Raw genomic sequence first — 9,100 nt, 5'->3', positions numbered from 1 at the left:
ACAACATTAGCGTCGTTTTTTGAGAATGGTTACAACTTTAGTGCTTTGTGTACAACTTTATTGTCCTCGGATATTACCCTCTAAAACCTATAGAATTTACGTAGAAACGCGTTTAGTAAAGTCTTTACTAATTACTAATGACTAACATATTAGCACTTTCAGATATGCCAGCAACAACCCCAGCCAGTGAAATAATGTGATGAGCCCATTAAATGGGTGTAATCATTCTATCTGGTTGATATTTAAAGTTTTTAATTGTCAGCTTTATGTATGCCTGTGGGATTTACTCCTAATTAAATCCCATAGTATGAAAATTAGGCATTTGCAAACCTTAATGACGTGACGTTGTCACGTAAATCAATGGAATTTAGTCTCTAGTAAAGAGTTAACTAGTGACTAACTGCCTGATCGGTGTGCTTGAACGGTGCACTTCAGGCCGGATATAAAAATTGATGAGAGATATACAGAAAATGATGGACCGGCTTAATAAGCCAGCCTTTCTTGGGATGATTGATGATGTTGAACACGCTATAAAGCGAAAATGCCCCTTTTTAACCTATAGGTTGGGCACTATGAGTAAGATACAATCAAATCGCCAGTCAGATGGCTAATTTCATTTTGACCAAAGCGGGCTATTTCAAGCGTTATCGCTGAGACGAGGCTTCAATGACAAGTACACTTGACCCATCACACAAGCAAATTGAAATGTGGCGCAGAGCTACCGGTTCCGAAGGTGGACTCAACGAATACCGCAACTGGGTTCTGGAAAATAGTATGAGATTTACAGCATACGGTATCCATACCGTTATCGTCGAAGGTGAGGCGAAGCATATAACAGCGCTTGATGATGTTACCCTCTGTAACGAGTGGGCGAAGCTTAAAAGAGAAAACAATAGGCTTTACGCAGCAAATGAAAAAATTTGCTCTGGCTGGCGTGGTTTTGTGTTGCGTTTGTTAGGAATAACACTGTCATGCAGAAAACCGGTCATCTTACTGGGGGCAGACGCGAAGAATCAAAATGATGCCGTGAAAGGGGCTGATTTGTAATTTTCAGGCGAGCCCACCGTTCTTAGAAAGCTGTTCTATGGGTATGTAAGGAAGATAATGTTCTCTGAACGCTCAGTACACTTAATCACTTCCTGTACAAAGGGCAAGAATCATCAGGGCCACGTCTGGCCGACATTGGACATAGATCCAAAACAAACCCCGGACGACGCAGCATATGCCTGGAGTAACATTGTAGACGACGCCAGAAGTAATCAGGCGGTACCGGCATTGTCCTTGTATTCAGGTAATCACTGGTCTACGGCAAAGGAAATTTTAAACTCAACCAGAAATCTGGAGTTGTGGATAATCTCTGCCGGGATGGGGTTTTTAAATAGTCGAGATCGGGTGCCCTCTTACGAGGCGACATTTCATCAAGTACCATTCAGGCATGATCTCTGGTGGAAAGCCATCACAAAATCACTAGGAAAGCATAACCGTTGCGCAACTATAAGCCAGTTAATGCAGTCCAGTCCGAATGATGAATATTTGATTGCGGCTTCGCCTGTTTATATTTCTGCTGTCCAGAATGACATCCTGAAGGGCATTGAGAGTTTGACTCATCCTCTTACGCAACTAACGATCGTGACATCAGGGGCATATGCTGGCCCACTTGAAGAATACTTAATTAAGAGTTCTTCTAGGATGATGAAAGAGCTAGAGTGCAATATGGTGTGCCTGAATATAAAACTGGCTCAATACATACTTAAAAGTGGTAGTCGTTAGAACTAGACTGTTAATGATACAATTCTCCTGTTATTTTATTTTTATAAAAGGTCTCAAATATGCTCAAAAACAGATTTTCTTTATTGTGTCTTGCTGTGGCATCGTCACTTACTCTTACTGCTTGCGATGTAGTTGATGCTGCCTATGACGAGACTTTAAATGATAATGCACCCGAAATTGTAATAGCTGGAGGATTCAAAATTGATATCCAAGGTAATGCAGTTCCGGTTGAGGGATATGATAATTGCTCTTTGAATACTCTTCAGGGAAGCGTTGATACGGATAAATCAAATTGTATTGTTCTGGATAGAACACGTAAAAAAGTACCGGTTCTAGTTCATTTGTCATCCGGTCCCGTCAAAGAAGAATGGAAGATCGAGCACCAGGTTGAAAAAACCAAATCCGGCAAAAATTTCATCCAAACTCGTATGATTAGACCTGACGGTAACTTTGTAGTGCCTGCATCCTCAGAACGAGGGATCTTTAGTGGCAAACATTACAGTCAAGCCAGCTAAGTCAAGTCTATCCGTTCAAACAGAAAAAGGTTTCTTAAAAATGACGTTATCCGCTGCATTGCAAGGCACTTTTAAAGAGATGAGGAAAGACAATACAGTAGGCATCACAGTTCAAACTTGTTCAGATATTTTTGACAGCAATGTTCCTCCGGCTTATGTTTTCTGGCTTTATCGTCTCAAAGCGGGAGAAACTTTGCCGCGCGGAAGGTTCTTCAGAAAAAGAAAGCCAATCATCAATGTTATGGCAGTTGTTCATGATGCTGCATTCGAAAAATAACTGCGCTATCAGGAAAGTTACTTTTATGAACGTAATTGCAGCTGGAATTTTTTGCTTTATTTTTTACCCTACAGCTTTCGCTTATGCTTGTTATAAAAAGAGATGGCTAGAGTGGATTTTTCTTACTTTAATTATAATTTTTGCTTCTGCCATTTCGATTCAACAATACAATGAAGCGAATTTTGTAAGTGAGTTAAATTACCCTATGTTTATCTCCGCCATATATGGCCTGTCACTGGCATGGTTTCCTTTTCCGATTGCTTATGTTGTTCTGCGCTTCCTTCTTGATGATTTACAGCATGAGTACCCTAAACAGTGAGCAGATTTTAAGACTCATGAACAACATCGAAAGCACGAAACAGTCTGCACAAGGAAGATAAGGAGTATTCTTAGCAAGATATCTTTGTACCTGAAGACATAAAGCTGGCATCTTTTTCCTTATAGAGTGTATTATGATTAAGTAAATCCTTATCAAAGAATTAGAAAGTGAGGTCGTATGTCTGAAGCACTCAAATCGTTAAACAATATTCGTACTCTTCGCGCCCAGGGCCGCGAGCTGCCTTTAGAAGTACTTGAGGAAATCCTCGAAAAGCTTAATGTCATTGTTGATGAGCGTCGTCAGGAAGAATCATCCAAAGCTGCCGAACTGCAAGCTCGTCAGGAGAAACTTGACGCCCTGCGTAAGTTAATGGAAGAAGATGGTATCAACCCGGAAGAGCTGCTTGGCTCATTCCAGGCCAAATCTACGGCTACCAAGAAAAGCCGTGAACCACGCCCGGCCAAATACTCATTTACTGATGAAAATGGCGAAACAAAAACGTGGACTGGACAGGGCCGTACCCCCAAAGCTCTGGCAGAACAAATTGCAGCCGGTAAAAGTCTTGATGATTTCCTGATCTAACTTTTGCCACCAGTTTTGATAGAGGCCACTTCGGTGGCCTTTTCTCATACGGAATCAATTTCAGGTACAGAACATATGAAAAATTCAGAACCTAAGAGCTGTGATCCCTATGTGGACAGTTTGATTAGAAATGCAGATGCAAAGGAAGCCAGGTCATTTCTCAAAATATTGAAGCCCTTACCATTCCTTATCGTTATCATCGCTGTATTCTTTTTTTGGGTATCGTTTTCCCGTTTATTATCCCAGGTCGCGTAAAACCTTTTTAAAGACTCTTCTTTACCAGATATGCTCCCTCACCGGGATGGTTTCAACCTCTTCAGTTTCCCATATTGGCAAAACCTTCAGGAAATAAGACGATACCCTCCACGCTTTCCATTAAAGCGGGATGACGACGCCCAGTTCTTACGACCAGACTCCACGTTTTCGATTAGGATGCCTTTGGGCCCTTCTAACGAGGCCACCTCAACAACTCGCACTTTCCGGATCAGTCTTGGATCCACTTCTTCCCAGATCTGGCCAACTGTAATATCTTTTTGGGTTTGCATTTAATCTCTCGCTGTCATTTAGTGAACAAGACTAATCCTCGCCGTGGTTCAGCTTATGGCTTTATTTACGCTGACGATCCTTAGCCTTAAATTTTTGCCATCGTATCCGAAGGTTTTCGATGTTAACCGGAACCTGCATGCGTGTCGTCTCTATCTCATTCCCATGCCATTTCAGGAGATCATCATCCAACTCCCGGGCCTCCCGGCTGAAGTAAATTTTCATAGTGTCAGGGTTTATGGCGCAATGGTCATTGTCGAACAGTGTATGGATATCACGGCGAAGTAAAATTCCGTTCGTTACGTCGGGAATGCCTTCTTCATGACGTGGCGTTAAGTGCGCGGCCTCAGTACGCCAGGGGGACCTTACGCCGGTGACAACACATCGCCCGTAGCAATTCAACCTAACATCCCGGGCGAAAGGACCTTGGTCAGGACTGGTGACAGAAGTACATTCCTGGCCCTCTTTGTAGATACGCTTCGGGAAGTCGATAGTGGTTTGAGCTGTTTGGGAAAGTGACACATACGTAACCCCTTTGTATCTCTTTATCCCACCATTAAAAGTGGTAGGAATCGAGCTGGTTATGGCCACCAGTTTCACATCGCCCATTTCGACGATCTTAAGGCTCTTATTAGCGGCTACATGTAACTGGATGAATTTACCTACGTACACATCATGGTTCTCATCTTGTCTTTCAACACACAGGGGTCGTCTCAGAATTCGGAAAATAAAGCACGCTAAGGCGTAGTCACCCCGTGACTCCCCCGCGCCGATGCAGCGAGCTTCGTTCCGTCTTGCAGTGACGCAATCAGCGGGCAGGAAACGTTCCCTTTCCGCGCATGGCAGGCGCACACCAGTTCAGACAGCACGGCCTCCATGCGTGCCAAGTCGGCCATCTTCTCGCGCACATCCTTGAGCTTGTGCTCGGCCAGGCCGCTGGCTTCCTCGCAATGGGTGCCATCCTCCAGCCGCAGTAGCTCGGCGATTTCGTCCAGGCTAAAGCCCAGCCGCTGGGCCGATTTCACGAACCGCACTCGTGTTACATCCGCCTCGCCATAGCGGCGAATGCTGCCATAGGGCTTGTCTGGCTCCGGCAGCAGGCCCTTGCGCTGGTAGAACCGGATGGTCTCCACATTGACCCCGGCCGCCTTGGCAAAAACGCCAATGGTCAGATTCTCAAAATTAATTTGCATATCGCTTGACTCCGTACATAACTACGGAAGTAAGCTTAAGCTATCCAAACCAAATTTGAAAGGACAAGCGTATGTCTGAACCACAAAAGTCTGAACCACAAAACGGGCGCGGCGCGCTCTTCGCCGGTGGGCTGGCCGCCATTCTTGCGTCGGCCTGCTGCCTGGGGCCGCTGGTTTTGATCGCCTTGGGGTTCAGCGGGGCATGGATCGGCAACCTGACGGTGCTGGAACCCTATCGCCCGATCTTCATCGGCGCAGCGCTGGTCGCGCTGTTTTTCGCCTGGCGGCGCATCTACCGCCCGGCGCAAGCCTGCAAACCGGGTGAGGTCTGCGCGATTCCCCAAGTGCGAGCTACTTACAAGCTCATTTTCTGGATCGTGGCCGCGCTGGTCCTGGTCTCGCTCGGATTTCCCTACGTCATGCCATTTTTCTATTAATCACAGGAGTTCATCATGAAAAAACTGTTTGCCGCCCTCGCCCTCGCTGCCGTTGTTGCCCCCGTGTGGGCCGCCACCCAGACCGTCACGCTGTCCGTGCCTGGCATGACCTGCGCCTCTTGCCCGATCACTGTCAAGCACGCGCTTTCCAAGGTTGAGGGCGTGAGCAAGACCGACGTAAGTTTCGACAAGCGCCAGGCCGTCGTCACCTTCGACGATGCCAAGACCAACGTCCAGAAGTTGACCAAGGCGACCGAGGACGCGGGCTATCCGTCCAGCCTCAAACGCTGATCCGTTAACCGAACTCGGGAGCGACACATGGGACTCATCACGCGCATCGCTGGCAAAACCGGCGCGCTCGGCAGCGTCGTTTCCGCGATGGGCTGCGCCGCCTGTTTTCCTGCCATCGCCAGCTTTGGCGCGGCCATCGGACTGGGCTTCTTGAGCCAGTACGAGGGGCTATTCATTGGCATCCTGCTGCCGATGTTCGCCGGCATCGCGTTACTCGCCAATGCTATCGCTTGGCTCAATCATCGACAGTGGCGACGCACGGCGCTCGGCACGATAGGCCCGATCTTGGTGCTGGCAGCGGTGTTTTTAATGCGGGCTTACGGCTGGCAGAGCGGTGGACTGCTCTATGTCGGCCTGGCCTTGATGGTTGGGGTGTCGGTCTGGGATTTCATCTCGCCAGCACATCGCCGCTGCGGGCCGGACAGCTGTGAATTGCCAGAACAACGTGGCTGACGGCAACAGCCGTAGCCACCACAGAAAAGGAAAAATACATGACCACCCTGAAAATCACCGGGATGACCTGCGACTCGTGCGCGGCTCACGTCAAGGAAGCCTTGGAGAAAGTGCCCGGCGTGCAATCGGCGCTGGTGTCCTATCCGAAGGGCACAGCGCAACTCGCCATTGAGGCGGGCACGTCATCGGATGCGCTGACTACCGCCGTGGCCGGACTGGGCTACGAGGCAACGCTTGCCGATGCGCCACCGACGGACAACCGCGCCGGCCTGCTCGACAAGATGCGCGGCTGGATAGGGGCCGCTGATAAGCCCAGTGGCAACGAACGCCCGTTGCAGGTCGTCGTCATTGGTAGCGGTGGAGCCGCGATGGCGGCAGCACTGAAGGCCGTCGAGCAAGGCGCGCAGGTCACGCTGATTGAGCGCGGCACCATCGGCGGCACCTGCGTCAACGTCGGTTGTGTGCCGTCCAAGATCATGATCCGCGCCGCCCACATCGCCCATCTGCGCCGGGAAAGCCCATTCGACGGCGGCATGCCACCCACACCGCCGACGATCTTGCGCGAGCGGCTGCTGGCCCAGCAGCAGGCCCGTGTCGAAGAACTCCGTCATGCCAAGTACGAAGGCATCCTGGACGGCAATTCAGCCATCACCGTTCTGCACGGTGAAGCGCGTTTCAAGGACGACCAGAGCCTTATCGTTAGTTTGAACGAGGGTGGCGAGCGCGTCGTGATGTTCGACCGCTGCCTGGTCGCCACGGGTGCCAGCCCGGCGGTCCCGCCGATTCCGGGCTTGAAAGAGTCACCCTACTGGACTTCCACCGAGGCCCTGGCGAGCGACACCATTCCCGAACGCCTTGCCGTAATCGGCTCGTCGGTGGTGGCGCTGGAGCTGGCGCAAGCCTTTGCCCGGCTGGGCAGCAAGGTCACGGCCCTGGCGCGCAATACCTTGTTCTTCCGTGAAGACCCGGCCATCGGCGAGGCGGTGACAGCCGCTTTCCGTGCCGAGGGCATCGAGGTGCTGGAGCACACGCAAGCCAGCCAGGTCGCCCATATGGACGGTGAATTCGTGCTGACCACCACGCACGGTGAATTGCGCGCCGACAAGCTGCTGGTCGCCACCGGCCGGACACCGAACACGCGCAGCCTGGCATTGGAAGCGGCGGGGGTAGCCGTCAATGCGCAGGGGGCCATCGTCATCGACAAGGGCATGCGCACCAGTAGCCCGAACATCTACGCGGCCGGCGACTGCACCGACCAGCCGCAGTTCGTCTATGTGGCGGCAGCGGCCGGCACTCGTGCGGCGATCAACATGACTGGCGGCGATGCGGCCCTGGACCTGACCGCAATGCCGGCCGTGGTGTTCACCGACCCGCAGGTCGCCACCGTGGGCTACAGCGAGGCGGAAGCACATCACGACGGGATCGAGACCGACAGTCGCCTGCTAACACTGGATAACGTGCCGCGTGCGCTTGCCAACTTCGACACACGCGGCTTCATCAAGCTGGTCATCGAGGAAGGTAGCGGACGGCTCATCGGCGTGCAAGCGGTGGCCCCGGAAGCGGGTGAACTGATCCAGACGGCGGTGCTCGCCATTCGCAACCGTATGACCGTGCAGGAACTGGCCGACCAATTGTTCCCCTACCTGACCATGGTCGAAGGGCTGAAGCTCGCGGCGCAGACCTTCAGCAAGGACGTGAAGCAGCTTTCGTGCTGCGCCGGATGAGGAAAAGGAGGTGTTCAATGAGCGCCTACACAGTGTCCCGGCTGGCCCTTGATGCCGGGGTGAGCGTGCATATCGTGCGCGACTACCTGCTGCGCGGATTGCTACGGCCGGTCGCGTACACCACGGGCGGCTACGGCTTGTTCGATGACACCGCGTTGCAACGGCTGCGCTTTGTACGGGCTGCCTTCGAAGCGGGTATCGGCCTGGACGCACTGGCGCGGCTGTGCCGGGCGCTGGATGCTGCGGACGGTGACGGTGCGTCTGCGCAGCTTGCCGTGTTGCGGCAACTCGTCGAGCGTCGGCGCGAGGCCCTGGCCAGCCTCGAAATGCAACTGGCCGCCATGCCAACCGAACCGGCACAGCACGCGGAGAGTCTGCCATGAACAGCCCAGAGCACTTGCCGTCTGAGACGCACAAACCGATCACCGGCTACTTGTGGGGCGCGCTGGCCGTGCTCACCTGTCCCTGCCATTTGCCGATTCTCGCCATTGTGCTAGCCGGCACGACGGCCGGCGCGTTCATCGGGGAGCACTGGGGTATTGCAGCCCTCACGCTGACCGGCTTGTTTGTCCTGTCTGTGACGCGGCTGCTGCGGGCCTTCAAGGGAAGATCATGACCGCTTCCCAGCCAGCCGAGAGTGGGCAGCTTTGAGCTTCGCTACCAATCTGGAGGAGTACCACCATGAACGCAAACGCCCCGAACACTGCCAGTTGCACCACCTGCTGCGTATGCTGCAAAGAAATTCCGCTCGATGCCGCCTTCACCCCGGAAGGCGCGGAATACGTCGAACATTTCTGCGGGCTGGATTGCTATGAACGCTTCCAGGCACGCGCCAAGGCCGCGACAGAATCTGACATTGCGCCTGTCCCTGGCGGTTCGCAGCCGTCAGATTGAGGCATACCCTAACTTGATGTCAGATGCCATGTGTCATTTTCAGAAGACGACTGCACCAGTTGATTGGGCGTAATGGCTGTTGTGCAGCCAGCTCCTGACAGT

The 9,100-nt window shown here is 52.0% G+C and carries 15 protein-coding genes; 13 read left to right on the top strand and 2 right to left on the bottom strand.

Annotated features, from left to right (window positions below; all coding sequences use genetic code 11):
* Positions 1-666 precede the first annotated feature (666 nt).
* From ACOTXR_RS24600 to ACOTXR_RS24575, 6 genes are all read left to right on the top strand, one after another.
* Positions 667-1,047 carry a hypothetical protein gene (locus ACOTXR_RS24600; RefSeq protein WP_001371925.1) on the top strand — a complete coding sequence of 127 codons (381 nt, stop codon included), beginning with the start codon at positions 667-669 and terminating at the stop codon, positions 1,045-1,047.
* A gap of 57 nt (positions 1,048-1,104) precedes the next feature.
* A complete protein-coding gene (locus ACOTXR_RS24595) occupies positions 1,105-1,770 on the top strand; it encodes a hypothetical protein (RefSeq protein ID WP_001447900.1) in 666 nt (221 codons plus the stop codon).
* 59 nt (positions 1,771-1,829) lie between these two features.
* Positions 1,830-2,285, top strand: a complete 456-nt coding sequence (locus ACOTXR_RS24590; RefSeq protein ID WP_000916941.1) for a hypothetical protein — start codon at positions 1,830-1,832, stop codon at positions 2,283-2,285.
* The gene (locus ACOTXR_RS24585) at positions 2,257-2,562 is read left to right on the top strand and encodes a hypothetical protein (protein WP_223152485.1); all 306 of its coding nucleotides are present in this window, start codon (positions 2,257-2,259) and stop codon (positions 2,560-2,562) included. The genes ACOTXR_RS24590 and ACOTXR_RS24585 overlap by 29 nt, the downstream gene beginning before the upstream one ends.
* Positions 2,563-2,587: 25 nt before the next feature.
* On the top strand, positions 2,588-2,881 hold the full coding sequence (locus ACOTXR_RS24580; protein WP_001100635.1) for a hypothetical protein: 294 nt from the start codon (positions 2,588-2,590) through the stop codon (positions 2,879-2,881).
* A 177-nt stretch (positions 2,882-3,058) separates the two neighbouring features.
* On the top strand, positions 3,059-3,463 hold the full coding sequence (locus ACOTXR_RS24575) for an H-NS family nucleoid-associated regulatory protein (protein WP_001287391.1): 405 nt from the start codon (positions 3,059-3,061) through the stop codon (positions 3,461-3,463).
* A gap of 606 nt (positions 3,464-4,069) precedes the next feature.
* On the opposite strand, the gene ACOTXR_RS24570 is transcribed toward ACOTXR_RS24575, so the two are convergent.
* Both ACOTXR_RS24570 and merR read right to left on the bottom strand, forming a co-directional pair.
* Complete coding sequence (locus tag ACOTXR_RS24570; RefSeq protein ID WP_000289256.1) at positions 4,070-4,678, bottom strand: HNH endonuclease signature motif containing protein; 609 nt, start codon at positions 4,676-4,678, stop codon at positions 4,070-4,072.
* A gap of 65 nt (positions 4,679-4,743) precedes the next feature.
* Positions 4,744-5,199 carry an Hg(II)-responsive transcriptional regulator gene (gene merR, locus ACOTXR_RS24565; protein ID WP_001166628.1) on the bottom strand — a complete coding sequence of 152 codons (456 nt, stop codon included), beginning with the start codon at positions 5,197-5,199 and terminating at the stop codon, positions 4,744-4,746.
* Positions 5,200-5,270: 71 nt separating this feature from the next.
* On the opposite strand from merR, the gene merT reads away from it, so the two are divergent.
* The 7 genes from merT (at position 5,271) to ACOTXR_RS24530 (ending at position 8,998) form a co-directional block, all read left to right on the top strand.
* Positions 5,271-5,636: a mercuric ion transporter MerT gene (gene merT, locus ACOTXR_RS24560; RefSeq protein WP_001294656.1), complete on the top strand. Its 366-nt coding sequence runs from the start codon at positions 5,271-5,273 to the stop codon at positions 5,634-5,636.
* Between the two features lie 15 nt (positions 5,637-5,651).
* Entirely contained in the window at positions 5,652-5,927 is a 276-nt protein-coding gene (gene merP, locus ACOTXR_RS24555; RefSeq protein ID WP_000732275.1) for a mercury resistance system periplasmic binding protein MerP, read from the top strand.
* A 27-nt stretch (positions 5,928-5,954) separates the two neighbouring features.
* Entirely contained in the window at positions 5,955-6,380 is a 426-nt protein-coding gene (merC, locus tag ACOTXR_RS24550) for an organomercurial transporter MerC (RefSeq protein ID WP_000522996.1), read from the top strand.
* A gap of 38 nt (positions 6,381-6,418) precedes the next feature.
* A complete protein-coding gene (gene merA, locus ACOTXR_RS24545; protein WP_000209296.1) occupies positions 6,419-8,104 on the top strand; it encodes a mercury(II) reductase in 1,686 nt (561 codons plus the stop codon).
* A gap of 17 nt (positions 8,105-8,121) precedes the next feature.
* Complete coding sequence (gene merD / locus ACOTXR_RS24540) at positions 8,122-8,487, top strand: mercury resistance co-regulator MerD (protein ID WP_001277466.1); 366 nt, start codon at positions 8,122-8,124, stop codon at positions 8,485-8,487.
* On the top strand, positions 8,484-8,720 hold the full coding sequence (gene merE, locus ACOTXR_RS24535; protein ID WP_001087807.1) for a broad-spectrum mercury transporter MerE: 237 nt from the start codon (positions 8,484-8,486) through the stop codon (positions 8,718-8,720). The genes merD and merE overlap by 4 nt, the downstream gene beginning before the upstream one ends.
* Positions 8,721-8,785: 65 nt before the next feature.
* Positions 8,786-8,998, top strand: coding sequence for a DUF3330 domain-containing protein (locus tag ACOTXR_RS24530; protein ID WP_000993245.1), 213 nt, complete (start codon positions 8,786-8,788; stop codon positions 8,996-8,998).
* The last annotated feature ends 102 nt before the right edge of the window (positions 8,999-9,100 follow it).

The organism is Enterobacter cloacae complex sp. IR53030 (assembly GCF_049238365.1).
GTDB classification, from domain to species: domain Bacteria; phylum Pseudomonadota; class Gammaproteobacteria; order Enterobacterales; family Enterobacteriaceae; genus Enterobacter; species Enterobacter kobei.
This window is presented reverse-complemented; position numbering and strand designations above follow the sequence as displayed.